The organism is Bacillus fonticola, from assembly GCF_012955605.1.
GTDB classification, from domain to species: domain Bacteria; phylum Bacillota; class Bacilli; order Bacillales; family JC228; genus Bacillus_CG; species Bacillus_CG fonticola.
On sequence record NZ_CP052135.1, the window covers coordinates 586,010 to 612,979 of the forward strand.

General features: G+C 46.1%; 23 protein-coding genes, 1 pseudogene and 1 riboswitch. Of the genes and pseudogenes, 22 read left to right on the plus strand and 2 right to left on the minus strand.

Annotated features, from left to right (window positions below; all coding sequences use genetic code 11):
- Positions 1-24: 24 nt before the first annotated feature.
- Positions 25-126: riboswitch (purine riboswitch) on the plus strand.
- A 195-nt stretch (positions 127-321) separates the two neighbouring features.
- From purE to purD, 12 genes are all read left to right on the plus strand, one after another.
- A complete protein-coding gene (purE, locus tag HHK01_RS02865; protein WP_170006333.1) occupies positions 322-819 on the plus strand; it encodes a 5-(carboxyamino)imidazole ribonucleotide mutase in 498 nt (165 codons plus the stop codon).
- On the plus strand, positions 806-1,942 hold the full coding sequence (gene purK, locus HHK01_RS02870; RefSeq protein ID WP_170006334.1) for a 5-(carboxyamino)imidazole ribonucleotide synthase: 1,137 nt from the start codon (positions 806-808) through the stop codon (positions 1,940-1,942). Before purE ends, purK begins: the two co-directional genes overlap by 14 nt.
- Entirely contained in the window at positions 1,939-3,237 is a 1,299-nt protein-coding gene (purB, locus tag HHK01_RS02875) for an adenylosuccinate lyase (protein WP_170006335.1), read from the plus strand. Before purK ends, purB begins: the two co-directional genes overlap by 4 nt.
- An 87-nt stretch (positions 3,238-3,324) precedes the next feature.
- Positions 3,325-4,047 carry a phosphoribosylaminoimidazolesuccinocarboxamide synthase gene (gene purC / locus HHK01_RS02880; protein WP_170006336.1) on the plus strand — a complete coding sequence of 241 codons (723 nt, stop codon included), beginning with the start codon at positions 3,325-3,327 and terminating at the stop codon, positions 4,045-4,047.
- Positions 4,048-4,305, plus strand: a complete 258-nt coding sequence (gene purS, locus HHK01_RS02885; protein ID WP_170006337.1) for a phosphoribosylformylglycinamidine synthase subunit PurS — start codon at positions 4,048-4,050, stop codon at positions 4,303-4,305.
- Positions 4,302-4,982 carry a phosphoribosylformylglycinamidine synthase subunit PurQ gene (purQ, locus tag HHK01_RS02890; RefSeq protein ID WP_170006338.1) on the plus strand — a complete coding sequence of 227 codons (681 nt, stop codon included), beginning with the start codon at positions 4,302-4,304 and terminating at the stop codon, positions 4,980-4,982. The genes purS and purQ overlap by 4 nt, the downstream gene beginning before the upstream one ends.
- Positions 4,969-7,179, plus strand: a complete 2,211-nt coding sequence (gene purL, locus HHK01_RS02895) for a phosphoribosylformylglycinamidine synthase subunit PurL (RefSeq protein ID WP_170006339.1) — start codon at positions 4,969-4,971, stop codon at positions 7,177-7,179. Before purQ ends, purL begins: the two co-directional genes overlap by 14 nt.
- Entirely contained in the window at positions 7,164-8,621 is a 1,458-nt protein-coding gene (gene purF, locus HHK01_RS02900) for an amidophosphoribosyltransferase (RefSeq protein WP_170006340.1), read from the plus strand. The genes purL and purF overlap by 16 nt, the downstream gene beginning before the upstream one ends.
- Entirely contained in the window at positions 8,585-9,640 is a 1,056-nt protein-coding gene (gene purM, locus HHK01_RS02905; RefSeq protein WP_170006341.1) for a phosphoribosylformylglycinamidine cyclo-ligase, read from the plus strand. The genes purF and purM overlap by 37 nt, the downstream gene beginning before the upstream one ends.
- On the plus strand, positions 9,633-10,274 hold the full coding sequence (gene purN / locus HHK01_RS02910; RefSeq protein WP_170008631.1) for a phosphoribosylglycinamide formyltransferase: 642 nt from the start codon (positions 9,633-9,635) through the stop codon (positions 10,272-10,274). The genes purM and purN overlap by 8 nt, the downstream gene beginning before the upstream one ends.
- On the plus strand, positions 10,237-11,772 hold the full coding sequence (gene purH, locus HHK01_RS02915) for a bifunctional phosphoribosylaminoimidazolecarboxamide formyltransferase/IMP cyclohydrolase (protein WP_170006342.1): 1,536 nt from the start codon (positions 10,237-10,239) through the stop codon (positions 11,770-11,772). Before purN ends, purH begins: the two co-directional genes overlap by 38 nt.
- A gap of 65 nt (positions 11,773-11,837) precedes the next feature.
- Positions 11,838-13,085, plus strand: a complete 1,248-nt coding sequence (gene purD / locus HHK01_RS02920) for a phosphoribosylamine--glycine ligase (RefSeq protein ID WP_170006343.1) — start codon at positions 11,838-11,840, stop codon at positions 13,083-13,085.
- Here purD and HHK01_RS15865 read toward each other — a convergent pair.
- Both HHK01_RS15865 and HHK01_RS15870 read right to left on the minus strand, forming a co-directional pair.
- On the minus strand, positions 13,082-13,195 hold the full coding sequence (locus HHK01_RS15865; protein WP_407646924.1) for an EYxxD motif small membrane protein: 114 nt from the start codon (positions 13,193-13,195) through the stop codon (positions 13,082-13,084). The two genes, purD and HHK01_RS15865, sit on opposite strands and share 4 nt — an antisense overlap.
- Before the next feature lie 258 nt (positions 13,196-13,453).
- Positions 13,454-13,651, minus strand: a pseudogene (locus HHK01_RS15870) (YgaP family membrane protein); the annotation flags it as partial.
- Positions 13,652-13,782: 131 nt separating this feature from the next.
- On the opposite strand from HHK01_RS15870, the gene HHK01_RS02930 reads away from it, so the two are divergent.
- The 10 genes from HHK01_RS02930 (at position 13,783) to pruA (ending at position 26,852) form a co-directional block, all read left to right on the plus strand.
- Positions 13,783-15,531 carry an adenine deaminase C-terminal domain-containing protein gene (locus HHK01_RS02930; protein ID WP_170006345.1) on the plus strand — a complete coding sequence of 583 codons (1,749 nt, stop codon included), beginning with the start codon at positions 13,783-13,785 and terminating at the stop codon, positions 15,529-15,531.
- Between the two features lie 85 nt (positions 15,532-15,616).
- Positions 15,617-16,699: a DUF3048 domain-containing protein gene (locus tag HHK01_RS02935; RefSeq protein WP_170006346.1), complete on the plus strand. Its 1,083-nt coding sequence runs from the start codon at positions 15,617-15,619 to the stop codon at positions 16,697-16,699.
- A gap of 10 nt (positions 16,700-16,709) precedes the next feature.
- Complete coding sequence (locus HHK01_RS02940; RefSeq protein ID WP_170006347.1) at positions 16,710-17,045, plus strand: YerC/YecD family TrpR-related protein; 336 nt, start codon at positions 16,710-16,712, stop codon at positions 17,043-17,045.
- A 175-nt stretch (positions 17,046-17,220) separates the two neighbouring features.
- The gene (locus tag HHK01_RS02945) at positions 17,221-17,772 is read left to right on the plus strand and encodes an AAA family ATPase (RefSeq protein ID WP_170006348.1); all 552 of its coding nucleotides are present in this window, start codon (positions 17,221-17,223) and stop codon (positions 17,770-17,772) included.
- Positions 17,773-17,804: 32 nt separating this feature from the next.
- Positions 17,805-18,068: a hypothetical protein gene (locus HHK01_RS02950; protein ID WP_228027635.1), complete on the plus strand. Its 264-nt coding sequence runs from the start codon at positions 17,805-17,807 to the stop codon at positions 18,066-18,068.
- A 935-nt stretch (positions 18,069-19,003) separates the two neighbouring features.
- Entirely contained in the window at positions 19,004-19,705 is a 702-nt protein-coding gene (pcrB, locus tag HHK01_RS02955) for a heptaprenylglyceryl phosphate synthase (RefSeq protein ID WP_170006350.1), read from the plus strand.
- A 75-nt stretch (positions 19,706-19,780) separates the two neighbouring features.
- The gene (pcrA, locus tag HHK01_RS02960) at positions 19,781-21,976 is read left to right on the plus strand and encodes a DNA helicase PcrA (RefSeq protein WP_170006351.1); all 2,196 of its coding nucleotides are present in this window, start codon (positions 19,781-19,783) and stop codon (positions 21,974-21,976) included.
- A 36-nt stretch (positions 21,977-22,012) separates the two neighbouring features.
- The gene (gene ligA / locus HHK01_RS02965; protein ID WP_170008632.1) at positions 22,013-24,019 is read left to right on the plus strand and encodes an NAD-dependent DNA ligase LigA; all 2,007 of its coding nucleotides are present in this window, start codon (positions 22,013-22,015) and stop codon (positions 24,017-24,019) included.
- 14 nt (positions 24,020-24,033) lie between these two features.
- Complete coding sequence (locus tag HHK01_RS02970; protein ID WP_170006352.1) at positions 24,034-25,176, plus strand: CamS family sex pheromone protein; 1,143 nt, start codon at positions 24,034-24,036, stop codon at positions 25,174-25,176.
- A 128-nt stretch (positions 25,177-25,304) separates the two neighbouring features.
- Positions 25,305-26,852, plus strand: a complete 1,548-nt coding sequence (gene pruA, locus HHK01_RS02975) for an L-glutamate gamma-semialdehyde dehydrogenase (RefSeq protein ID WP_170006353.1) — start codon at positions 25,305-25,307, stop codon at positions 26,850-26,852.
- Positions 26,853-26,970: the final 118 nt, after the last annotated feature.

Here is a 26,970-nt window from a genome sequence, read left to right on the forward strand (position 1 = left end):
TGGTACGATTAAGAATGAAAGGCTAGGGCTCAACTTCATACACCTCATATAACGATGGGAATATGGCCCATAAGTCTCTACCCGGTTACCGTAAATAACCGGACTATGAGGGAAAGCGGTCGACACACTTACTACGTGCGCGAAGGAGCCTTTTTTCGGTGCCTTTGTACGATGCCGTAGTGACAAGTAGCGGATTGTAAACGCCTCTGTGTACCCTCTTTCTCTCTATTGGAGAGAAGGGGTCTACACAGAGGCTTTTTGTATTCATAAATGAAACCACTTGAATCAATAGTGGGTACAACAATAGAGGAGGGGACGAACATGACAGCACACGTGGCAAAAGTAGCCGTCATCATGGGAAGTGTCTCAGATTGGGACACGATGCAACATACATGTAAAACACTAGACGAGTTACATATTCCTTATGAGAAGCAAGTGGTATCGGCGCATAGGACGCCAGACTTGCTGTTCTCATTCGCTGAAGGCGCTGAGGAAGCAGGGTACTCATGCATTATTGCTGGTGCAGGGGGAGCTGCTCATTTGCCAGGTATGGTAGCTGCAAAAACGACGGTTCCGGTGATTGGTGTACCGATCCAATCTCGTGCCCTCCAAGGCTTGGATTCACTTCTTTCTATCGTTCAAATGCCAGGAGGAGTTCCGGTTGCCACTGTTGCGATCGGGAAAGCGGGAGCTGTCAATGCAGGCTTGCTTGCTGCCCAGCTAATCGGTGTAACAGATCCGCACGTTCGTCAGCGTGTGATTGATATAAGAAAGGCAACGGAAGCCAACGTATTGGAGACGCGCTATGAACTCTCGTAATCTACCTAACACACTCGGCATCATTGGTGGCGGACAACTCGGTAAAATGATGGCACAGGCGGCAAGTCAACTTGGGATGAAAACAGTCGTTCTCGATCCGAACAAAAATGCACCAGCCGCTCACATATGTACAGAGTTTATTGAAGCAGCGTTTGACGACGAGGTGGCATTACAGCGGTTTGCGTCATCGTGTGATCGAATTACTTATGAGCTTGAGCACTTACCTGTTCCTGCCTTGGAGGAAGCTTTGCCACGGACTGTTTTTCCTCAAGGGACGAAGGCTTTACTTACGACGCAGGATCGTTTGCTTGAAAAACAATTATTCGCTTCGCTCGGCCTGCCTACAGTACGATTTGCTGCCATCGAAAATGAGCAGGTACTCTATGATACAGTCGACAAGTTCCCACTTCCGGCTGTTTTAAAGACACGAACGGGGGGATATGACGGGAAGGGGCAAGTACGGATTACATCAAAGCAAGATGTAGTCGCTGCAGCTACTTTGTTGGCGCATGGACCTTGTTTGCTAGAAGAGTTCGTTGCGTTCGAGCGTGAGGTGTCGTGTGTTGTGGCGAGAAATGAATTCGGGGAAAAGCAAGTGTATCCACTTTTTGAGAACGAGCACGCCCATCACATTTTGCACAAAACGACTTTTCCAGCTTCCACGACTTCAAAGGTAGAAGAAACGCTCACTACATCGGCACTCGAGCTTGTAGATGCGCTCAATTTTATCGGTGTATTAGCGATGGAGGCTTTCGTACAGGAAGATGGCACAGTGCTCTTAAATGAATTGGCACCGCGTCCGCATAATTCCGGGCATGTCACGATGGAAATGTGCAATGTATCTCAGTTTGAACAACATGTACGTGCTTGTATGGGCTGGCCACTGCGAGAGATCACCGTCTACCAACCAGGTGTCATGGTAAACCTATTAGGGGAACATATGGAAGGCTATAAACAGCACGCAAGACAACTGCCAGATCATGCGCTGCATTTGTACGGTAAAGAGGATGTGAGACAGGGAAGAAAAATGGGGCATGTGACCTTTTCTTTACAAGAGTTTATCACCATCCCATCTAGCATGTACGAGGAAATCTGGCACGTAAAAGAGGAGGCCATACAATGATAGAACGCTATACACGTGAGGAAATGGGTCGGATTTGGACAGATGAAAATCGTTACCAAGCTTGGTTAGAGGTTGAAATTTTGGCTTGCGAAGCTTGGTCTGAGCTCGGGACTATTCCGAAAGAGGATGTCAAACAAATTCGCGAGCGGGCTTCATTTCAAATCGACCGCATTCTTGAGATAGAAGAAGAAACGCGACACGATGTGGTGGCGTTTACTAGAGCCGTATCAGAGTCACTAGGAGAAGAGAAAAAGTGGGTGCATTACGGTCTCACTTCAACAGACGTTGTGGACACCGCGCTCTCTTATTTATTAAAACAGGCCAATGACCTGATTGAACGCGATGTGCGCAATTTTATCGAGATTTTGAAGGAAAAAGCGATTGAGCACAAATATACGATCATGATGGGGCGTACACACGGTGTGCACGCGGAGCCAACAACATTTGGTCTGAAGCTCGCGCTTTGGTACGAAGAGATGAAGCGGAACTTGCATCGTCTTGAAGAAGCGCGTAAGACGATTGAAGTCGGGAAGTTGTCTGGTGCGGTGGGAACGTACGCTAACATTGATCCATTTGTTGAGCAGTATGTGTGTGAACAACTCGGACTTACAGCCGCTCCGATCTCCACGCAAACGCTACAGAGAGATCGCCACGCGCAGTACGTAGCTACACTTGCATTGATTGCGACATCTATCGAAAAGATGGCAGTCGAAATTCGTGGACTCCAAAAGAGTGAAACGAGAGAGGTGGAGGAATTCTTTGCAGCAGGACAAAAGGGGTCCTCAGCAATGCCACATAAACGCAATCCAATCGGCTCTGAGAATATGACAGGCATGGCGCGCTTGCTTCGTGGCTACATGACGACAGCTTATGAAAACGTAGCGCTTTGGCATGAGCGGGATATCTCCCACTCTTCTGCTGAGCGGGTTATCCTGCCTGACGCAACGATTACGCTGAACTACATGCTGAATCGTTTCGGTCGCATCGTTCGTGATTTGACAGTGTACCCAGAGAACATGAAGCGCAACATGAGCCGCACCTTTGGCCTCATTTTCTCACAACGCGTACTGCTCACATTAATTGACAAAGGACTGTCACGTGAAGAAGCGTATGACACGGTACAACCGAATGCGATGCGCGCGTGGGAAGAGCAAGTCGGGTTCCGCACTTTGCTTGAACAAGATCCAACTGTACAAGCAAACTTGTCTAAAGAAGACTTGGATGCGTGCTTTGACGATACGATTCACTTGAAAAACGTCGAAACGATTTTTGATCGTTTAGGACTACACGGGTAAAGGGAAGGGCATTTTTTCCTTTGCCCTTTCTTTGCACCTTTTTTGCTGAAAATCGACTACTTTTTCTGAATTAAGGAGGAAAATGACATGACTACTGCGTCCGCAGGAGAACTTTTGTACGAAGGAAAAGCGAAAAAACTTTACGCTACAGAGGATGGGGATCGTCTCCTCGTTCGCTACAAGGACGAGGCAACAGCGTATAACGGGGAGAAGCATGCGATGATCCCTGGCAAAAGCCGCTTGAATCACGAGATTTCAAGCTTACTATTTTCCGTGCTTGAAGCAAAGGGAGTCTCCACTCACTTCATCGAGCGTTTGTCTGACAAAGAGCAGCTCGTGCGGAAAGTAACCATTATTCCTCTTGAGGTGGTCGTTCGCAACGTCACAGCAGGTAGTTTTGCGAAACGGTTTGGGCAAGAAGAAGGGATTGTGCTGCCGTTTTCCGTCGTCGATTTTCACGTAAAAGACGATGCGCTCGGTGATCCACTCGCGACAGACGATCAGCTGCTTGTCCTTCAGTATGCTGGCAAAGGTGAACTAGAGACATTAAAGCAACGAGCGCTTGAAGTGAATGATATTTTGAAAGAATACTTTGCCGACAAAGGCATTACGTTAATAGATTTCAAGTTAGAGTTTGGCTACACAGAGGCTGGCGAACTCATCGTTGCTGACGAGATCTCTCCAGATACGTGTCGCCTTTGGGATCAAAAAACGAACGAAAAGCTAGACAAAGATGTGTTCCGCAGAGATTTAGGGTCGTTACCCGAGACATACGAAAAACTATACAAGCGATTAACGGAGGGGAAGTAAATGAAAACTGTACACGTCACAATCCACGTCAAACAAGCTGTGTTAGATCCGCAAGGGAAAGCGGTCGAAGGAGGACTCCGTGCACTAGGCTTTACAGGTGTAGAAAACGTACGGGTAGGAAAATCGATCACATTACAGCTTAACGGATCAGATGAAGAAATTCGCACACAAGTAGAAGCGATGTGTCATCAGTTACTTGCCAACCCGGTGACAGAAATGTACACGATCGAAATAGAAAAGGAGCGTGTCGAGGCATGAAGGTAGCCGTTATTCAGTTTCCAGGCTCCAACTGCGACATGGATGTTGTGGAAGCCGTTCGCGGTCCACTTGGTGAAGAGGCTGAGCTCGTCGATTATCGAGAAACGACTCTTGATGGTTTCGACGCGATCGTACTGCCTGGTGGTTTTTCGTATGGAGACGCGCTTCGCTGTGGCGCAATTGCTCGGTTTTCTCCTATTATCGCTGCGATGAAAGAGCATGCCGAAATGGGAACGCCTATTTTAGGAATCTGCAACGGTTTTCAAATTTTACTAGAAGCCGGATTACTAGAAGGGGCGCTCATTCGGAACGAGGGCTTAGCATTTCGGTGTGAGACGGTACCTGTTCGAGTGGAAAGAACGCATCCTATTTTTGCGGATGTTCCAGCAAGTACCGTGCTGCAGTTACCAATTGCACATGGTGAAGGCAACTATCAGTGTGATGAAGAAACGTTTGGACGTTTGCAAGCGAACGGTCAAATATTGTTCACATACGCAGGTGACAATCCAAACGGAAGCATTGCCAATATCGCTGGGATTACAAACGAGCGCGGCAATGTGTGTGGGATGATGCCGCATCCAGAGCGTGCGGTGGAAGAGATTCTAGGTGGCACAGACGGTCTATCACTATTCAACTCTTTACTACACAACTGGAGGGAACAACATGTTGGTGCGTAATGAACCAAGTCCGGGTGAGATTCGTGAACGTGCATTATACGCAGAGATGGGACTAAAACACGAAGAATACGAGCGCATTGTAGCGAGTCTTGGAAGAGAACCGAACTTTACGGAAACGGGCATCTTTTCCGTGATGTGGTCGGAGCATTGTAGCTACAAACATTCCAAGCCTTACTTGAAACAGTTTCCTACTTCCGGAGAGCGTGTACTGCAAGGACCTGGCGAAGGAGCGGGGGTTGTCGACATAGGGGACGGATATGCGGTCGTGTTCAAAATGGAAAGCCACAATCACCCTTCCGCAGTTGAACCGGTTCAAGGGGCCGCGACAGGTGTGGGCGGAATTTTGCGTGACGTGTTTTCGATGGGAGCTCGTCCTGTGGCGTTATTAAATGCACTACGCTTTGGTAACCTGACGTCTCCACGTGTTCCGTTCCTTGTGAAAGGTGTCGTTGAGGGGATTAGCGGTTACGGAAACTGTGTAGGCGTGCCGACAGTTGGAGGCGACGTACAGTTTGACGATTCATATGAAGGCAATCCGCTCGTGAACGCCATGTGTGTCGGTTTGATCAAGCATGAAGATTTGCAAAAAGGGGTGGCAAGCGGTGCAGGGAACGTGGTCATCTATGCTGGGGCAAAAACCGGCAAAGACGGTATCCACGGTGCGACGTTTGCTTCTACTGAATTGACAGATGAGAGTGCTGAGGATCGTCCAGCTGTTCAAGTAGGGGACCCGTTCTCTGAGAAACAGTTAATGGAAGCTTGCTTAGAAGCGATCTACCTTGATGGTCTAGTAGGGATTCAAGATATGGGAGCTGCTGGTTTAACGAGTTCTAGTTCAGAAATGGCGTCTAAAGCGGGAATGGGACTGCGTTTAGACTTAGACCAAATCCCAGTTCGGGAAGAGGACACGACTCCTTATGAAATGATGTTGTCTGAATCGCAAGAGCGTATGCTACTCGTTGTTGAAAAAGGCAAAGAGGCAGCGTTTCTAGACGTGTTTGCTCGCTACGGTTTAGAGGCAGTCGTTTGCGGAGAGGTCATCGAGGAACAAGTATTGGAGTTGTCCCATCGAGGAGAAATTGTGGCCAGTTTGCCGGTGGATGCACTCGTTGAGGATGCGCCGGTTTACTACGTTCCTGCGGTAGCGCCAGAAAAGGTAGCCGAACCCGCTTGGCACCCTGGAGACGTCTCTATCGAAGAAACCCTTAAAGGACTTCTGCAGCAACCGACGATCGCCAGCAAAGAGTGGATTTATCGCCAATACGATCACCAAGTACAATCAAATACGGTGACGCCACCAGGGTCAGATAGTTCAGTCGTGCGTGTCCGTGGTACGAACAAAGGGCTCAGCTTTACGACAGATTGTAATGCGCGTTATATGAAGCTCGATCCGTATGAAGGTGGAAAGTACGTCGTAGCAGAAGCGGCACGGAATTTGACGGCTTCAGGTGCTTTGCCGCTGGCGCTGACAGACTGTTTGAACTACGGCAACCCAGAAAAAGGAGAAATAGCGTGGCAACTGCAGGAATCTGTGCGAGGAATGGCAGAAGCGTGTCTTGCCTTGGAAACCCCTGTTGTGAGCGGGAACGTGTCACTTTATAACGAAACAAAATCGAAAGCCATTGCGCCAACGCCAATGGTCGGCATGGTCGGATTACTGGAGCTAGATGGGCAACCAATAACCCAGTACGCAGTAGCTAGCGATGAGCGCCTCTATTTGGTCGGTGCACAAGCGGGTTCGTTTGCAGGAAGTGAGCTGCAATACAAGCAGGAAGGACGCGTATTCGGTGAGTTACCTCCTTTGTCACTTGATGTGGAAGTAGCGCGCCAACAAGCTGTTCGCAAAGCAATTAAAGAAGGACTCCTCTCTAGCTGCCATGACGTAGCAGAGGGTGGCGTGGCGGTGGCTGTAGCTGAAATGTTGTTCCGTGAGCCAGGCATAGGAGCCACGCTGTACTTACAAACAACTGATGCCATCGTAGAATTATTTGCAGAAGCACCTTCTCGATTTGTTTGTACGGTTCCCCAAGAGAAAGAAGCAGCGTTCCTTGCTGCTGTTCCGGACGCTGTCGCCATTGGGAAAACTACGGATACTGACCTTTTCGAAGTGAAGCAAGGGGATAGGCTTCTTTGCTCGGTGGGTCGCGAAGAGTTGGAATCATTATGGAGAGGGGCACTTGCATGCTACCTGAACTAAAGGGATTGAACGAGGAATGTGGTGTCGTGGCAGTCTGGGGACACGAGCAAGCAGCCGATTTGACTTACTATGGACTTCACAGTTTACAGCACCGTGGTCAAGAAGGGGCAGGAATTGTGTCGTCTGATGGATTTCAATTAACTGGGGTTAAGGGTGAAGGACTCGTGAGTGAGGTGTTCCGCAAAGATGAGCTTGCGAAGTTGGTAGGTCATCGTGCTGCCATTGGTCACGTTCGTTACGCCACTGCAGGAGGTGGCGGTCTGGAAAACGTCCAGCCGCTACTCTTTCACTCTCAAACGGGCAGTTTAGCGCTAGCGCACAATGGCAACCTCGTGAATGCAGACGAGAAAAAGGCGGAACTCGAGCAGCAAGGGAGTATTTTTCAAACGAGCTCAGACACAGAAGTTGTCGCACACTTGATTAAAAGAAGTCGCACCTCAACTTTACAAGGCAAAATTAAAGAAGCACTTTGCCAAGTAGACGGAGCCTTTGCTTTCTTGTTTTTGACAGAAGATGAGCTTCACGTTGCCCAGGACCCGTATGGTTTACGTCCACTTTCATTGGGGAAACTTGGTGACGCGTACGTGATTGCGTCAGAAACGTGTGCGCTTGATGTGATGGGTGCAGAGTTTGTAAAGGATCTAGTCCCTGGGGAAATTACGACGATTACTGCAGAGGGTCTTCGCAGTGAACGGTATACAAAGGAAGCTCCGCGTGCGATGTGTAGCATGGAGTATGTGTATTTCTCTAGACCGGATAGTAATATTGACGGAATTAATGTCCATACAGCTCGAAAACAGCTCGGAAAAGAACTGTACAAGGAAGCTCCAATAGAAGCGGATCTTGTGACAGGGGTTCCTGATTCAAGTATTTCAGCAGCAATTGGGTATGCCGAGGCTTCAGGCATTCCGTATGAAATGGGGCTTCTGAAAAATCGCTACGTGGGTCGAACTTTTATTCAACCTTCCCAATCTCTTCGTGAGGAAGGGGTAAAGATGAAGCTGTCTGCTGTGCGTAAAGTAGTCGAAGGGAAACGCGTCGTGATGGTTGACGATTCTATTGTGCGGGGGACGACAAGTAGACGCATCGTTCGCTTATTAAAAGAAGCAGGAGCAACTGAAGTCCACGTTCGTATTAGTTCACCACCGATTACACATCCGTGTTTTTATGGTATCGACACGTCAAAGCAAGAGGAATTGATCGCAGCGACTCATTCAGTAGAAGAAATTCTTGAGTTGATCGGCGCTGATTCTCTTTCTTATCTTTCTGTCGAGGGTCTTGCTAAAGGAATTGGTCGACATGAAGAAGTGAGTAAGTGTGGGCAATGTCTCGCTTGCTTCACTGGGATGTACCCGACTCCTGTATCATTGCCGTTACTAACATCAAGAGAGGAGCGTGGGGCAGCGTGTCAAGAGCGTACACAGAAGCTGGTGTCAATTTAGAGAACGGGTATGAGTCGGTTCGGCGTATTACCCCTCATTTGGAAAAGACAAAGCGCCTAGGCAGTCTCCCGTTTCAAGGTGGTTTTGGGGCAATGTTTGATTTGTCTGCGCTTAACTTGAAGGAGCCTGTACTCGTATCGGGAACAGATGGTGTTGGGACAAAGTTAAAAGTGGCTTTTACGATGAACGAGCACGGTGGTATTGGGCAAGACGTCGTCGCGATGTGTGTGAACGACATTGTTGCCCAAGGTGCTGAACCCCTATACTTTTTAGACTATCTTGCTACTGGACATTTGCAGCCAGAGCAAGCAGAAGCGATCGTTGGGGGTATTGCGGCTGCTTGTGAACAAGTAGGAGCCGCGTTGATCGGTGGAGAAACAGCGGAAATGCCAGGTATGTATGCAGCAGGGGAATACGATGTGGCTGGGTTTGCTGTTGGAGCGTGCGAAAAACCTGATATTATCACAGGCACTGAAGTCAAGTCTGGGGACGTTGTGATCGGACTCTCGTCAACAGGTGTGCATAGTAATGGTTTCTCTTTGATTCGTCATTGGATGGATACGTATACGATTCCTTACGACCGTTATGTAGATGTGCTTGGTGAAACGGTTGGTGAGGCTTTGTTGCGCCCAACTGCTTTGTACGCAAAGGCTTTACAAGCTGTACGACAAAAAGTCACTGTAAAAGGGTGCGCCCACATTACAGGCGGTGGTTTTTTAGAAAATATTCCGCGGACTCTTCCTGAAGGTCTTGGGGTAGAACTAGATTTATCGAGCTGGACTGTGCCTGCTGTGTTTTCTTACTTCCATGAGGTGACGGGGGTCTCCTATGAGGAAATGCGTGACGTTTTTAATGTTGGAATTGGTATGGTGGTGATCGTTCGTCCAGAAGATGCACCAGAAACTTTACAAACCTTACAAAATGCAGGGGAGAAAGCATCAATGATGGGTACCGTTGTGCAGCGGGAAGGAGTGTCTTACATTGGTGAACATAATGTCCTCTTCGGAACACGTGCGTAATATCGCTGTCTTTGCTTCAGGGAACGGCAGTAATTTCGGGCGGTTTCTAGATGAAGAAGCAAATGGCAACTTCCCTGGACGAATTGTGTTGTTCGTAACAGACAAACCAGGCTGCTATGCGCAAAAGCGGGCGGAGGAGCATGGGATTCCAGTGTTCAGCTTTTCTCCGAAGGATTACGGGTCGAAGGAAGAGTTTGAACAAGAAATTTTACGTGAGCTGGCACAAGCAGGGGGATACTGGCTTGTACTGGCTGGGTATATGCGCCTTGTCGGTCCGGTACTTTTACAGGCATACAGAGGGCGTATTGTAAACATTCACCCTTCCCTTTTGCCAGCCTTTCCGGGGAAAGATGCCGTTGGCCAAGCATTATCTTACGGAGTGAAGTGGACGGGTGTGACCGTTCACCAAGTGGATGAGGGAATGGACACGGGGCCAATCATTGCGCAAGAGGTTGTCGCTATTGCAATGGGTGACAGTCGCGAAGCATTGCAGGTGCGTATTCAAGCGGTGGAACATGCTTTGTACCCGAAAACTGTGGCTAAACTGATACAATGGACGCTGAACAATATGACATCAAACTTCGAGGTGAATTCTGTTGACAACAAAACGCGCATTGCTGAGCGTATCGAATAAAGAAGGACTCGTCCCTTTTGCAAAAGGGCTAGTGGAAGCCGGGTATGAACTCGTCTCTACAGGAGGAACGAAACGAGCATTAGAGGAAGCGGGGTTGCCAGTTCAACAAGTGGGGGACATCACAGGGTTTCCTGAGATTTTAGGAGGACGTGTGAAGTCGCTCCATCCGCTTATACATGGAGGGCTTCTTGCCGATGTAGACGATCCGGCGCATAGAGAACAACTTGAAGAAAACGGTGTGACACCTATTCAAGTCGTGTGTGTGAACTTGTATCCGTTCAAAGAGACGATTTCAGGGAGCAGCGTCACATGGGAAGATGCTGTCGAGAATATTGATATCGGTGGTCCAGCGATGCTACGGGCTTCTGCCAAAAATCACAAACACGTGACAATTGTCGTGGACCCGGCTGATTATAAAGCTGTGCTTGCAGAGTTGCAAATGGATGGCACGACTTCTTTACAAACAAGAAAGCGTCTCGCGGCGAAAGGGTTCCGTCATACAGCTGCTTACGACGCATTGATTGCACAATACTTTACGGAGGCAGTGGAGGAGACGTTCCCAGAACAGTATACCGTCACGTTTGAACGGAAGCAGGCACTTCGCTACGGAGAGAACCCTCATCAGGCAGCAGCATTTTACGAAATGCCAATCGCACATGAGGCGACACTCGCAAAACACGTCCAGCTTCATGGAAAGGAGTTATCCTACAATAACATACAAGACGTCAATGCAGCACTAGAAATTGTGCGAGAGTTTGAGAAACCGACTGCAGTGGCCGTTAAGCATATGAATCCTTGTGGTGTCGGGACAGCTGCTACCGTCCAGGAAGCCTACAAAAAAGCGTGCGAAGCCGATCCAATTTCTATTTTTGGGGGCATTGTCGCGGTAAATGAACCAGTAAATAAGGAACTCGCTATGGAATTGAAAAAGATTTTCTTGGAAATCATTTTGGCGCCATCTTTCACAGATGAGGCGCTTGAAGTGTTAACAACGAAGAAAAACTTACGATTGCTCACGCTTCCTGTGCGTTCACAGTCACCGAAGCAAACGAAGCTGACGTCCGTTTCAGGTGGGATTTTGCAACAAGACGAAAACCGCGATTTGTATGAAGGCGAGCTTCACATCGCAACAGACCGTGAACCGACAGCCGATGAATGGCGAGCGCTCGAATTAGGATGGCGTGTTGTGAAGCATGTGAAGTCGAACGCGATTGTCGTCAGTGATCACGAAAAGACGTTGGGAATCGGAGCGGGACAAATGAACCGAGTCGGTGCTGCGAACATTGCGCTCGAACAAGCAGGACAAAAAGCGCAGGGTGCTATATTAGCATCAGATGCCTTCTTCCCGATGGACGACACAGTAGAAGCTGCAGCTAAAGCAGGTATTACCGCGATTATTCAACCAGGTGGATCAATTCGGGACGCAGAATCCATTGCAAAAGCGAACGAATACGGTATCGCGATGGTATTTACAGGGATGCGCCATTTTACACATTAATTTGCGGTATACGCGGTACCGGTTGACTACCGGGAAAGGGCAGTTTACTGGGGGAGGTTTCAGTTATGAATGTGTTGGTGATTGGAAAGGGTGGGCGAGAGCATGCGATTTGTAAGGCGCTTTTGCGAGATCCTGCTGTGGAGACAATTTTCGTTGCACCGGGTAATCCGGGGATGAAGGCGGATGCGACGCTTGTTCCGATTGAAGAGCGAGAGCACGAGAAGTTGGTTGCCTTTGCAAAAGAAAATGAGGTTGATCTTACCATTGTCGGTCCGGAGGCGCCTCTTGTTGAGGGGATTGCGAATACGTTTCAACAGGCTAACCTAGCTGTTTTTGGTCCATCCCAAGCCGCTGCACAATTGGAAGGAAGTAAAGCTTTTGCGAAAGAGTTTATGAGGCGTCATGAGATTCCGACAGCTACGTACGCAGTATTTCATAACGATCCTGAAGCTGCGAAAGCGTATGTTGCGAAAATGGGCGCGCCGATTGTTGTAAAAGCGGACGGGTTAGCGGCTGGAAAAGGGGTTGTCGTTGCTTTCTCAGTAAAGGAAGCTTTTGGGGCCATTGATGCGACAAGTAAACAACTTGGTGAAGCTGGAAGTACAATTGTCCTTGAGGAGTATTTACAAGGAGAAGAATGTTCCTTTATGGCATTCGTGTACGGGGAGACGGTGGTACCCCTAGCATTGGCGCAAGACTACAAGCGAGCGTTTGACGGTGGTCGGGGTCCTAATACAGGAGGCATGGGTGCTATTTCCCCTGTTCCACATCTCACTTCTATTGAGGAAGAGGCGATCCACACCATTTTACAACCGACAGCAAGTGGTCTGGTTGTAGATGGAACCCCGTTTTGCGGTATTTTGTATGCAGGGTTAATGGTGACAGAGGACGGGCCAAAGGTAATCGAGTTTAACGTCCGCTTTGGGGACCCGGAAACAGAGGTGGTTTTACCTCGATTAGAAAGCCCTCTTGCGCAAATTATAGTAGATTTACTTCAAGAGAAACCTGTTCATTTAACGTGGTCTGAGGAGACAGTGTGCGGAGTCGTTGTGGCAGCAGAAGGGTATCCTCACCAACCCCGTACCGGTAAAGCGCTCCCTAACATCTCTGTAGAGGACATTTGCTTTGCGGGTGTTAGTGAGCACCAGGGATCGTTTTTATCTGCAGGGGGACGCGTATGCATTGTCACCGCAAAAAAACCTTCCCTTACAGAAGCGAGACGTGCCGTGTATGAACGACTGAATGCTCATCATTGGGAAGGCTTCTTTTATCGGAATGACATTGCGCGTACTAGGCCGATTGCGCTTACTTAGGTTCGGTGTCGTGGCTTTTTTCGTGACCGTCTCAAGTAAGTGTATACTAGGGCAATAATCGAACCGATGAGTGTAATGAGAATGAATGACATATCGGTCAAGTATTCCATGAACACGGGCGCTCACTCCTTAGAACGAAGAGGTCAGACAACACGTGCTGACCTCTTTGATGTTTACTTGTCGAGCTGATCAAAAGCTTGCTGAATGTTGCTCTCTAAATCTCCAAGGTTGTCCGGTGTATGCTGCTTCTCTGGCGCATGGTCATAGTCATCCTTCTTGTTAGAAGAGAAAAGGTTTTTCGCACCATTTGTCATGTTTTTGGCGCCTTTTTTCATATCAAAATCCTTCTCATTCATCATCGTATTTCCCTTATCGAACAAATCGACCACTGGACAGTAACGCACGATTCCTTCGGCGACCTTCATTGCCCCTAACATAGCGACCCACAAATAAGCATCTCTCCATGGGCGACGCGTTAGTTTCGCTGTTGACCATGCGAGCATAGTAAAACCACACGTTATGCGGATTAATGCGTTCATAATCCCGATGTTTTGCTGAACTTTCATAATGGGTAGCCCCCCTTTTATTTTTTTGAAAAGTGTACACAACTGCTACTGTGTTTTCCAGAAAAGTATGGTAGGATAATGGTACATTTCCTATATGGATGCGTTTACAATTAATAGAGGAGGGAACGAACATGTATGATCAACGGTATCGTTGGAATAACAAAACATTACGAGAACATGTTGCCGTACTTGATGGAAAGCGATCTCCATCCATCGTCATCCAACACGCGACCATTTATCAGCCTTCCCTCCGTTCGTGGGTGAAAACGACGGTCTGGATCGATCGAGACCGGATTGTATTTGTGGGTGACAAATTTCCGGGTCAAGTCGATCTATCTTGTGAAATAATAGATGCTAGTGGATTGTACCTTGTAGCTGGGTACATTGAACCGCATGCACATCCATTTCAGTTATATAATCCCCAAACGTTAGGCGACTATGCATTACAAACAGGAACCACTACGTTGGTGAACGACAATCTACTACTCGCTTTACAACAAGATAAAAAGAAAGCGTTTTCTTTTTTGGAAGACATGAAATCACATCCTGCAAGCATGTTTTGGTGGGCTCGTTACGACTCTCAAACCGAGTTGTACGAGGAAGAGGCCACATTTTCCCACCAGCGAGTGCAGTCATTTGTTCAGCATGACGGTGTATTGCAGGGCGGAGAGCTGACGAGCTGGCCGCGACTTCTCGAGGGGGATGACTTGCTACTTCACTGGATTCAAGAGACAAAGCGTGCGAGGAAACCAATAGAAGGTCATTTACCGGGAGCCTCTTCCAACACTCTTGCAAAATTGAAGCTTCTTGGTGTTGATAGCGACCATGAGTCCATGACAGGTGAAGAGGTCAGGAATCGCCTTATGCACGGATACACAGTGACTTTGCGGCATTCGTCCATTCGACCTGACCTAGCGAATTTATTGAAAGATTTGCTTGAAATGGGCATTACGTGTTGGGATCAATTTTTGTTAACAACGGATGGTTCGACGCCGTCCTTTTACGGGAATGGCATGCTAGACGAGTGTGTACGAATTGTCATAGAGGCTGGTATCTCACCGGAAGATGCATACAGCATGGTCACGTATAATCCAGCTCGCCACTTTGGTATTCACCATGAACATGGTCTTATCGCTACGGGGCGGGTAGCAAATATTAATTTTTTGAGTAGTCCAACCGAACCTACCCCTGTACACACGCTAGCAAAAGGAAAATGGGTGAGGAAAAATGGAGAAGCCGTTCTTTACGAAGCCGCAGCTATTCCGTGGGAAAAAAGAGGATTTTCTTCTTTAGACTTATCATGGGATTTAACTCATGATGACTTGCAATTCTCGATGCCAATAGGCGTTCATATGCGTAACGCAGTCATTACCGTTCCATATTCTGTTGAGATTGATATGAGCATTGACGAAATATCAGAGGATCATGACGAATGCTTCTTTATGTTAATAGACCGCAATGGAAAATGGAGAGTGAACACTGCTTTAAAAGGGTTTGCCAATCAAATCGGTGGGTTTGCTTCGTCATTTTCGAATAGCGGTGATATTTTCGTAATAGGAAAGCGAAAAGAGGATATGTTAGTTGCGTTCCGCCGCATGAAAGAGCTCGGTGGTGGCATTGTGTTAGCAGAACGTGGTGAGGTATTACACGAAATTCCACTTCCTTATAATGGGTTATTATCAGATCAACCGATGGAAGAAGTTATGCGTATGGAGGAACAGTTGAAGAAGATGCTTGAAGAACGTGGCTATACTTTCGGTGATCCCATTTACACACTATTATTTTTCTCGTCAACACATTTACCTTATGTTCGTCTAACACAAAGAGGTTTGTACGATGTGATGAAAAAAGTGATACTGTTTCCGAGTGTAGTGCGTTAAACTAAGAAAGTACCGTCATAATAAACACAGTAACATCGAGTAGACACCATAAGAACTGTGTGTAAGGAAAAGGTGAAAAGAAGCTTTGTATAGATTATGGAAACTAGGGACAATTGTTGCCACGTGCACATTCATTCTTGCGGCTTGTGCAACTAGTGAAGAAACAGAACCTCAACCAGACACTGAACCTGAAGTTGAAGAGCAGGAACGAGCAGAAGAGGCAGTAGCCGATATCGAAGCTGAAGATCCATTCATCTTTCCGTTTACGGGTAAAGGAACAGAGGAAGAGGCCCCTACTCTGCAAAAACCAGTTGTGGTGACAGTAAATAATCATCCAGCGGCACGACCGCAAACTGGATTAACAGAAGCAGATATCGTAATGGAAATATTGGCTGAGGGGGATATCACAAGATTTTTAGCATTTTACCAAAGCGAGATCCCCGAAAAGATTGGACCTGTACGAAGTGCACGAGACTACTTTGTCAATATCGCACGAGGGTATGACAGCTTTTTTATTAGTCATGGGTACAGTCCTGCCGCGAAAGAGCTCTTAGACGCTGGCGTTGTCCCAAATTTGAACGGCATTCAGTACGACGGTATACTTTTCCAAAGATCTTCTGATAGAATCGCCCCCCACAATTCGTATATCACTTGGGACAACATCCTAAAGGGAGCCGAACAAAATGGATACGAGTTAGAGGGGAAAGTGACGCCATTTGCATTTTTGGATGAAACCGAAGAGGAATCGATAAAGGGGAACGAAGCTAGCGAAGTAATGGTTTCCTATTTCAATTCTCCTTCGTTCGCGTCACAATTTCAATACGATGCTACAATAGAGAAGTACACGCGTAGTTCAGGCGGAGAGCCGACTGTTGACTACGAAACTAACGAGCCAGTAGAAATTGACAATGTTCTCATTCTTGAAACTTCCCATACTGTCATCGACAATGTAGGAAGAAGGAAGATTGACTTTACTTCAGGTGGAAACGCGTATTTACTTCAAAAGGGGAAAATGCAGGAGGTTCAATGGGCAAACGTCGACGGGCAGATACTACCCGTTCAGGATGGACAACCCGTGCCTTTTGTTCGTGGGAAAACGTGGATAAGTGTCATTCCAACCAATCCAGGTCTTGACGGTGCCGTTTCCTTTGATACAGCTGCAGAATAGGAGAGTGACCATGCAAATTGAGAAACTGAGAGGAAAAGAACTTGATCAATTATTCGAAGCAGTTCTTTCTCTACAAAATATGGATGAGTGTTATCGTTTTTTTGATGACTTATGTACAGTGAATGAGATTCAATCACTTGCCCAACGCTTAGAAGTGGCCCGGATGCTAAAAGATGGTAACACCTATCATAAAATTGAAACAGAGACAGGCGCGAGTACAGCAACTATCTCTCGAGTAAAGCGTTGTTTGAACTATGGGAATGATGCTTACGTAATGGCATTAGCCCGGGTTCAAGAGAGTAAGCAGGAAGCATCAGTGGAGGGTTCCTCTATTTCTAAAGGATAATGGTAATTGTAATATAGAAAAATGCCTCGTATATAAGGTTACAGCTAAAAGGGTTCCTGAAAATAGGGACCCTTTTTTCGGTATTTATAGTCTCTAGAGTGCTGAGTAAGTTTACATCTTACAAAAAAGGTTTGAAGAGAAGGATTTCGGGTTTGTTAAATGGAATTTGTTCAATATGATTAGTGTAGTAAAACTTTTTATGAAAAGTGGACAAATGTTCGTCAGAGGTCCAACAGTAACAAAACCAGAAAGAGATATTGAACGAGTATATGCGAATCCAGTTGGTGATTTTCAGCGTGATGCCATGCTATATTGCCAAGAGAAGTGGGGAGAAAAACCGCTTTCTATGGATGCAAGAGGGATGTCAGATGGTACATTACGTTTCTTTGCCATCCTGACTGCACTTTTAACAAGGCCACGAAGATCCCAAATTATAATAGAAGAAGTGGATAATGGTCTTCATCCTTCAAGATCGCAACTACTTTTAAATACATTAAGAGATTTAGGAAGAGAACGAGAAATCGATGTGCTGGTAACAACTCACAACCCTTCGTTGTTAGATGAATTAGGTCCAGAAATGGTGCCATTTGTAATTATTGCACATCGCCATGAAACTAAAGGCTATAGCCAACTTACTCTTTTAGAAGATGTCAAAGGGCTGCCTAAGTTAATGTCTTATGGAAAGATTGGTAAAATTTCAAGTGAAGGTAAATTAGAAGAGGCTTAAATACGAAGTTGCCAAAAACTTTTCCTCCATATTTGAGGAAAACTGCACAACGTTCTACACCCTGGGCAGCATTTTTGGAGCCAGAAGTACTTTGGGATGACAAGGGACTAATTCAATTGGCAGAGCGATTCCCTGAAGACGCCAAACACAATCTATCTATTGGAAATTCCACTATAAGAGAGGTAGCTAATTACCACGCAAAGACAGGGGCTGCAGTAGAAATTCTTACTGCGGATGATCAGTTAAAATCATTTGAACCACAGCCACCTCCGAGTATTCCAAGGAGAAGAAAATAAAAACTGAATGAATTTCATACATCTGAGCCCCTGCGACACAAGGGTTTTCAGGCACAAAAAAAGGAGTACCCCCCAAGTCCTGTATCATGGTAAGAAGCACGAACCAAAAGACTGGAGGAACTTCCAATGGTTAGTATACGACAAGAGAGCTTGTTTAGCCTCCAAGTATTATACGAGATGGAACCTCCCCAACGTTATCAAAAGATTATTTCAGCGATTGATTAGAATGCGTCAAAATTAGCTGCTGACCGTATCATACCTTATTCAATCAACTATATCTGTAGCCGGAAGTAATGGGTTGCAGTTTTTTTGTTGCATTTTCTATTATAAGAAAATTTTTAAGCAACTACTATTCTGCTGGTCTGTGTACTTTAAAAGGCTCTTTCGTATCCTTTGTTGTTTTCACTATACAGTAATCTCATGATGCGACGTAATGAAGAAACTGCTAGAATACGCTGCGGAAATACACTTCGCTTTCCGCGGAGGCCCACAGGACGTGGGTCAGAAAGGCGTTGCCACAGGACGTGGCGCTCTTAGCCTTTCCTCCTCTTCACCATCTTCGCTTTCCCGCAGGAGTCTACGTGTATTTCCTCCGCTAGGTTTGACTCGCCATCTGTTCGTTGATTGGAGCAGAAGGCGGCGACTCCTGCGGGATCAGCGGGACAGGTGAGACCCCACAGGCGCTTGCGCCGAGGAGGCTCACCGCCCGCCCCGCGGAAAGCGTCCGCCTGCAGCGGAAATCAACACAGCAGTATGTCGCATCATATAGCTACTGTGTAATGAGATTTCATTAAAAAGCAACAATCTTTTAGAAAACATCCTTTTAAAAAGAGCAATTATGAAATGGATTCATTAACAAAAACTAAGCAAAAAGAATACATGAAAATCTGCTATACTCTTGTTGAGAAAGAGTTGACTGGGCTAGGAGGAGCAAGATGAAAGAAATTCACGAGTGGCGTCACTTGTTTAAGCTAGACCCGAATAAAGAAAACGACGATACTTTACTCGAGGCAGTGTGCATGTCAGGTACTGATGCTATCATGGTCGGAGGGACAGACGGTGTGACGCTCGATCTGACGCTAGATCTGTTATCACGTTTGCGTCGTTATGCAGTACCTTGTGTGTTAGAAGTGTCCAACCTTGAGTCGATCACACCAGGATTTGATGGGTATTTTATTCCGAGTGTGTTAAATAGCAAAAAACGCGAGTGGATTGTGGGCCTGCACCATGAGGCGATTGGAGCATATGGTGACTATATTCCGTGGGATGATCTAGTTGCAGAAGGCTATTGTATTTTGAACCCTGAGTGCAAAGCAGCACTCCGAACAGAAGCGGTAATACCTAAAACGATTGAAGAAGTGGTTTCGTATGCCCAGCTTGCCGACCAGTTGTTTCGTCTTCCAGTTGTGTACCTAGAATATTCGGGTACTTACGGAGACCCTGAATTGGTAAAACGTGTAACAGAGAAGGTCGAACATGCGACTGTTTTTTACGGAGGGGGCATTGAAACGGCAGCACAAGCTCGAGAAATGGCAGCCAGATCGCATGTCATCGTCGTAGGAAACGCTTTATATACAAATGTAAAATTGGCGCTGTCAACGGTAAAAGCGGCGCGTGAAGTGGCCAAGCCTGTGTAACAATATTCGTTGCAAATTCGAGTTGAACAAGATATACTAAATAGAACAAATGTTCGGAAAAGGTGTGTAGTTATAATGGAATTCTTAAAGAAACGATTGGTAGATGGGTTGAATCCAGAACAGCAGCGTGCCGTTCAAACAACTGAAGGTCCGTTGTTAATCATGGCAGGAGCAGGTAGTGGAAAAACGCGAGTACTGACGCACCGCATGGCTTATTTGCTCGTGGAAAAGATGGTCAATCCGTACAATATTTTAGCGATTACCTTTACGAACAAAGCAGCCCGTGAAATGAGAGAGCGTATCGGTAAGCTAATGGGAAATTCTGCTGACGATATGTGGATTTCCACGTTTCACTCGATGTGTGTGCGAATTCTGCGCCGTGACATCGACCGGATTGGATACAATCGAAACTTCACGATTTTGGATACGACAGATCAGCGCTCGGTAATTAAAAATATTTTAAAAGCGAAGAACATTGATCCAAAGAAGTTTGATCCTAGAAGCTTGCTTGGAAGCATCTCGCAAGCAAAAAATGAGCTACAAACCCCTGAAGATGTGGAGAAACAGGCAGGAGATTACTACCAGCAACTGGTCGCGGACGTGTACAAGCAATATCAAAAACAGCTAAGACAAAACCATGCTCTAGATTTTGATGACCTAATCATGATGACATTAATCCTGTTCGACAGAGTGCCTGAAGTGTTGGAATACTATCAACGAAAATTTCAATACATTCACGTGGATGAGTATCAAGATACAAATCGGGCTCAATATATGCTCGTCAAAAAAATGGCGTCTAAATACGAGAACCTATGTGTGGTCGGTGATTCAGACCAGTCAATTTACAAATGGCGTGGCGCAGATATCGCGAACATTCTCTCGTTTGAAAAGGACTATCCGTCTGCAAAAACGATTTTACTCGAACAAAACTATCGCTCTACTAAGCGGATTTTGCGTGCAGCCAATGAAGTGATTGCAAACAATTCAAATCGAAAACCGAAAAATTTATGGACGGATAACGATGAAGGCCAAACGATCACGTATTGTAAAAGCTTCAATGAAAGAGCCGAGGCCCAGTATGTCGTAGGGAAAATTCAAGAGTTATTACTGCAAGGCTTTACGTATACGGATATAGCTGTTCTATATCGAACAAACGCCCAATCGCGAATTTTAGAGGACACGTTCCTCATGACAAACACCCCATATAACGTCGTTGGCGGCATGAAGTTCTACGATCGAAAAGAAATTAAAGACTTGTTAGCTTATTTACGGCTTATTAGTAATCCTGCTGACGATATTAGTTTGGAACGCATTATTAATGTACCTAAGCGGGGAATTGGAGCAGGGACGTTGGACAAGATTCGACAGTACGCCTCCGAGCATGAATTATCTCTATACGCAGCTTTGGCAGAACGTTCTCAAATTGGTTTAAGTGGGAAAATAGGGAACGCTATTGATGAATTCCGCGATCTCATTCGTCACTTTTCTCAAATGCAAGAGTATTTGTCCGTCACTGAATTAACGGAACAAGTGATGGAACGCTCTGGTTATGAAAATGCACTCAAGCAAGAAAAGTCGTTAGAAGCACAATCTCGACTAGAGAATATGGAAGAATTTCTATCTGTGACAAAAGCATTCGAAGAGCAGAACGAAGAGGACAAATCGTTAATTACTTTCCTTACGGATCTCGCGCTAGTTGCAGACATTAATAAAGATGAAGAAGAGACACAAGAGGCGATCACAATGATGACACTCCACTCTGCAAAAGGTCTCGAATTTCCCGTTGTCTTTCTTGTCGGTATGGAAGAAAGTATTTTTCCGCATAGTCGTGCACTTATGGAAGATACAGAGATGGAAGAAGAACGCCGCCTTGCGTATGTGGGCATTACGCGGGCAGAGAAGAAATTATTTCTATCGAATGCGGAATCACGCACGCTTTTTGGACAAACAAAGATCAATGCCCCTTCTCGCTTCCTAAACGAAATTCCTTCAGATTTGCTTGAAATTGAGGGAGAGGCAATGTCTAACGCACGTTCGGTTCAGCCAAAACGACACGAGATGGCAACAAGAAAACAACCAGTGATGACACCGAAGAAGAATACAGCTGGCTCGTGGCAGCTGGGTGATAAAGCACTCCATAAAAAATGGGGCGTTGGAACTGTTGTGAACGTAAAGGGCGAGGGAGATCAACAAGAAGTGGAGATTGCCTTTCCGAACAGTGGGGTGAAGCGATTGTTGGCCGCGTTTGCCCCGATTGAAAAACAATTGTAGTTTGAATGGATAAGCGGAAGAAAGCGAGTGACCGAAGTGGACGAGCAACAAGCGAAGCAACGAGTAGAAGAGCTGCACGATCTTCTTAATGAATATAATTTTGCGTATTTTGTAAAGGACGACCCTCTCGTGCCGGATAGCGAGTATGACGCTCGATTGAAGGAACTAGAGGAGTTGGAGAGAGAGTATCCATCCTTGAAAACGATGGACTCTCCTTCACAACGTGTGGGCGGTATCGTGCTTGACGCATTTAATAAAGTTCAACACAAGACACCGATGCTGAGCTTGGGCAATGCATTTAATGAGGAAGATCTGCGTGACTTTGATCGGCGTGTTCGTGGACAAGTTGGGGACAACGTAGCGTACGTATGTGAGTTGAAAATTGATGGGCTAGCAGTGAATTTACGATACGAAAACGGCTCTTTTCAGAGGGGGGCGACTCGTGGCGACGGTGAGACCGGTGAGGATATTACCGAAAACCTGCGTACGATTCGTTCACTACCGCTGCGCTTAAGGGAGCCGGTTTCTTTGGAGGTGCGTGGAGAAGCATTTATGCCTCAGCGTAGCTTTAAAGCACTAAATGAGGCGAAGATTGAACGTGGAGAAGAGCCTTTTGCCAATCCGCGAAACGCTGCAGCTGGTTCACTCCGTCAACTAGATACGAAAATGGCCGCTTCTCGAAACCTTGACATTTTTATTTATTCGATTGCAGATCTTGGTGAATTGGATGTGGCTACTCAAGCAGATGGGTTAGACTATTTAGACAACCTTGGCTTTAAAACAAATGGCAATCGGGTGCGATGTGCTTCTATTGATGACGTGATTTCGTATGTAAACGAGTGGATGGAGAAGAGAGCTTCACTACCTTACGATATCGACGGAATCGTCATTAAGGTGGATAGCCTTGTCCAACAGGAAGAATTAGGCACAACGGTGAAAAGTCCTCGTTGGGCAATTGCTTATAAGTTTCCAGCGGAGGAAGTCGTGACAAGATTAATTGAGATTGAATTAAACGTCGGTCGGACGGGTGCTGTTACCCCAATAGCTTTATTAGAACCTGTTCAAGTGGCGGGCACAACCGTGCAACGTGCGTCACTACACAATGAAGATCTAATTAAGGAAAGAGATATTCGCATTGGTGATCGGGTCATTGTCAAAAAAGCTGGTGACATTATTCCTGAGGTTGTCGGGGTAGTCGAGTCAGAGCGGACTGGTGAAGAACAGCCATTTTCTATGCCTACTCACTGTCCAGAGTGTGGAAGTGAGCTCGTACATCTTGATGAGGAAGTCGCTCTGCGATGTCTGAATCCAAAATGTCCAGCTCAACTTCGCGAAGGGCTTATTCATTTTGTTTCCAGGCATGCGATGAACATCGAAGGACTTGGTGAAAAAGTAATAACACAACTGTTCCATGAGCAGCTTATTGCAGATGTTGCTGACCTATACCGTCTTACTAAAGACCAGCTCACCTCTCTTGAGCGGATGGGGGAGAAGAGTGCGCAAAACTTGTTAGAAGCTATCGAATCATCGAAATCAAATTCATTAGAACGTTTGTTGTTCGGATTAGGGATTCGTCACGTCGGGAGTAAAGCTGCCCGCTTGCTTGCCGAAGAGTTTAAAACGATGAGTGCCTTACAGAGTGCTACGATCGAGCAACTCGTTTCTGTTCGCGAAATTGGGAAAAAAATGGCCGAAGCAATTGTGTTATACTTTGACAATGAAGAAGTACAAACACTGCTGGAAGAGTTGAGTTCACTAGGTGTGAATCTCACTTACACAGGATCAAACCGGGCTACAGTGGAAGACAGTGACTCATTTTTTTCTGGTAAGACAGTAGTACTAACAGGAAAGTTAGAACATTTCACTAGGCAAGAAGCGAAGGATGCGATTGAAGACCGTGGTGGACAAGTGACCGGAAGTGTAAGTAAAAAGACAGATTTGCTCGTTGCAGGGGCGGAAGCTGGAAGTAAGTTGGATAAGGCGGAATCTTATGGAGTCACTATTTGGGATGAGGAACGATTGAAAGAAGAATTACAGAAATAAGAGGTGCAACAGCTATGAAAAAGCGTGTTGGCATAGGTCTTCTTAGTCTCTTGTTTGTAGTCGGCTGTTCCCCTAACTTTTCAGAAGAAGGGGAGGATGTCGTTCAAGAAACGGACAATACGACAGAAGAAGTCTTGATTCCAAGTAACACAACAGAAGAGGGAGAGTATCGTACAGTGCTCCCTTTTGTACCTTCAGAGGTTCGCGGACTAACGGTTTCTAACCTGAATACGCGATTAGACATGGACGAGTTTGAGGAAAGTTTAGTACGGATTGCGAAAAAACAGTTCACTCCAGACAAATACTTTTTCCGAGAAGGTACGTACTTGAAGAGGGAACAAGTGTTGTCATGGTTAGGTAGACAAAGTGAAGACAATGAAGCGGGACTGAATCCACCACTAGGGGTTTCAAGTGAGGCGAGCCGAGAAGATCAACAAGCGGCCAACACCGAAAGCCCTATTTACCTAGCCTCACTCTTAGAACATAATTACATGGTGCAAGAAGAAGATCAATTACAGCTTGGCGGGGTTGTTGTGGGATTAGCACTAAATAGTGTGTATTACTACCAAACAGAGATCGGTGGACCCCAATTCGAAACTGAAATTAATCAAGATGTTATGGTGGCTGAAGGAAAGAGAATGGCCGGTGAGGTTCTTCAGCGTATGAGACAAGATGAGGAGCTAGCGAACGTGCCGATTACTATTGCACTGTACGAACAAGAAGCACGATCATCAGTAACCCCAGGAAATATACTCATGTATAGTTACGCATCAGGAAATACGCTCGGAGACTGGGAAGAGGTGAATGAGGACTACATTCTTTTCCCATCCACGGAAGCAACAGACTTATACCGTGACCAAGCTAACCAATATGATCGTTTTAAAGAAGCTGTCGAGGAATACTTTCCTAATTTCTATGGGGTGGTCGGGCAAGGATTTTTTGTAAACGGTCAACTTCAATCATTAGATATTGAGATTCCCATTCAATTTTACGGGAAAACGGAAACTATTGGATTTGTACAATACGTGAGTGGATTGATCACACAATACTTCCCAGCAGAACTGAGTGTACAAATTGAAGTGACTTCTTCTACCGGAACAGAGGCAATCATCGTCAGAGAAACAAACAATGAAGAAACGGATGTTCATATTTTATAAGAGGTAAAATGTGGAGGTTAATATATATTTTCACTTCTCACACTTCTTCTTTTCTGTTTGATAGAAAAAAAGGCTTCATGATAGAATAGGAATTGGTGAAAACGTATACAACAAAGGAGGACTTTGCCATGGTAAAACCTTACCAACACGAACCGTTTACGGATTTTTCTAATCTTGAGAATCAGAAAGCATATGAAGAAGGTTTGAAAACGGTAGATGCGTATTTAGGAAAAGATTATGACCTCGTTATTGGTGGCGAGCGAGTATCTACCGAGGACAAACTCGTTTCTGTAAACCCAGCGAACCATAGTCAAGTAGTTGGTCGTGTATCGAAGGCTACGCGTGAGCATGCTGAGCAAGCCATGACTGTAGCTCTCGATGCGTTTGAGAGTTGGAGAACAACAGATCCTGTATCTCGTGCAGATATTTTGTTTAGAGCATCGGCGATCATTCGTCGCCGCAAACATGAATTTTCTGCGCTACTCACTCGTGAAGCAGGAAAGCCTTGGAATGAAGCAGATGCTGATACTGCAGAAGCAATTGACTTCCTTGAATATTACGCACGTCAAATGATTCGTTTGAAAGACGGCATGCCTGTGGAAAGTCGTCCAGGAGAAAGCAACCGTTTTGGTTACATTCCACTAGGCGTTGGTATTGTGATCTCCCCATGGAACTTCGCATTTGCTATTATGGCTGGAACAACAGTAGCAGCACTTGTGTCTGGTAATACTGTTCTTTTAAAACCGGCATCTACTACAGCAGTTGTAGCAGCGAAGTTTGTTGAAGTAATGGAAGAGGCTGGCTTACCTAAAGGTGTTCTTAACTACGTACCTGGTAGCGGTTCAGAAATTGGGGATTATCTTGTTGACCACCCGAAAACGCGCTTCGTTAGCTTCACAGGGTCTCGTGATGTCGGTGTTCGCATTTATGAACGCGCAGCGAAAGTACACCCAGGTCAAAAATGGCTGAAACGCGTCATCGCAGAAATGGGCGGAAAAGATACAATAGTTGTCGACAACGAAGGTGATGTAGAACTTGCTGCACAATCTATCGTGGCAAGCGCATTCGGATTTTCTGGTCAAAAATGTTCTGCTTGTTCCCGTGCTGTCGTCGTAGAAGACGTGTACGATCAAGTTTTAGAACGCGTGATCGAGCTTACAAAAGACTTAACTGTCGGCAACACAGAAGACCGTGAAAAATTTATGGGACCAGTTATCGATCAAGCTGCGTACGACAAGATTATGAGCTACGTTGAAATCGGTAAGACTGAAGGAAAACTAGTTGCTGGCGGAGTAGGTGACGACTCTACAGGCTGGTTCGTGCAACCGACTGTGTTCGCTGACATGGAACCAGATGCGCGTCTTATGCAGGAAGAGATCTTCGGACCAGTTGTTGCATTCTCGAAAGCAAAAGATTACGATCATGCACTTGAAATTGCAAACAACACCGAGTACGGTCTAACAGGTGCTGTCATTACAAACAATCGTGAAAAGATCGATCAAGCTAAGCGTGACTTCCAGGTCGGAAACTTGTACTTTAACCGTGGTTGCACAGGCGCTATTGTCGGTTACCAACCGTTCGGAGGATTCAACATGTCGGGAACTGACTCCAAAGCAGGCGGTCCAGACTACCTCCTATTGCATATGCAAGCGAGAACAACATCGGAAATGCTGTAAAAATAAAAAAGGGCTAGGTTCGCGTAAATTGAACCTAGCCCTTTTTTTGCATTTCTGCGATCAATCTGTGGCCTCTATTGGTAATCTTACTATTCTGTCTTATCCCGAAGCTATTAAC

Excerpts from the sequence above, each read along its gene's own strand:
- purE (WP_170006333.1), top strand. The coding sequence starts at position 322 with ATGACAGCACACGTGGCAAAAGTAGCCGTCATCATGGGAAGTGTCTCA.
- purK (WP_170006334.1), top strand. The coding sequence starts at position 806 with ATGAACTCTCGTAATCTACCTAACACACTCGGCATCATTGGTGGCGGA.
- purB (WP_170006335.1), top strand. The coding sequence starts at position 1,939 with ATGATAGAACGCTATACACGTGAGGAAATGGGTCGGATTTGGACAGAT.
- purC (WP_170006336.1), top strand. The coding sequence starts at position 3,325 with ATGACTACTGCGTCCGCAGGAGAACTTTTGTACGAAGGAAAAGCGAAA.
- purS (WP_170006337.1), top strand. The coding sequence starts at position 4,048 with ATGAAAACTGTACACGTCACAATCCACGTCAAACAAGCTGTGTTAGAT.
- purQ (WP_170006338.1), top strand. The coding sequence starts at position 4,302 with ATGAAGGTAGCCGTTATTCAGTTTCCAGGCTCCAACTGCGACATGGAT.
- purL (WP_170006339.1), top strand. The coding sequence starts at position 4,969 with ATGTTGGTGCGTAATGAACCAAGTCCGGGTGAGATTCGTGAACGTGCA.
- purF (WP_170006340.1), top strand. The coding sequence starts at position 7,164 with ATGCTACCTGAACTAAAGGGATTGAACGAGGAATGTGGTGTCGTGGCA.
- purD (WP_170006343.1), top strand. The coding sequence starts at position 11,838 with ATGAATGTGTTGGTGATTGGAAAGGGTGGGCGAGAGCATGCGATTTGT.
- HHK01_RS15865 (WP_407646924.1), bottom strand. The coding sequence starts at position 13,195 with ATGGAATACTTGACCGATATGTCATTCATTCTCATTACACTCATCGGT.
- HHK01_RS02930 (WP_170006345.1), top strand. The coding sequence starts at position 13,783 with ATGTATGATCAACGGTATCGTTGGAATAACAAAACATTACGAGAACAT.
- HHK01_RS02940 (WP_170006347.1), top strand. The coding sequence starts at position 16,710 with ATGCAAATTGAGAAACTGAGAGGAAAAGAACTTGATCAATTATTCGAA.
- HHK01_RS02945 (WP_170006348.1), top strand. The coding sequence starts at position 17,221 with ATGATTAGTGTAGTAAAACTTTTTATGAAAAGTGGACAAATGTTCGTC.
- pcrB (WP_170006350.1), top strand. The coding sequence starts at position 19,004 with ATGAAAGAAATTCACGAGTGGCGTCACTTGTTTAAGCTAGACCCGAAT.
- pcrA (WP_170006351.1), top strand. The coding sequence starts at position 19,781 with ATGGAATTCTTAAAGAAACGATTGGTAGATGGGTTGAATCCAGAACAG.
- HHK01_RS02970 (WP_170006352.1), top strand. The coding sequence starts at position 24,034 with ATGAAAAAGCGTGTTGGCATAGGTCTTCTTAGTCTCTTGTTTGTAGTC.
- pruA (WP_170006353.1), top strand. The coding sequence starts at position 25,305 with ATGGTAAAACCTTACCAACACGAACCGTTTACGGATTTTTCTAATCTT.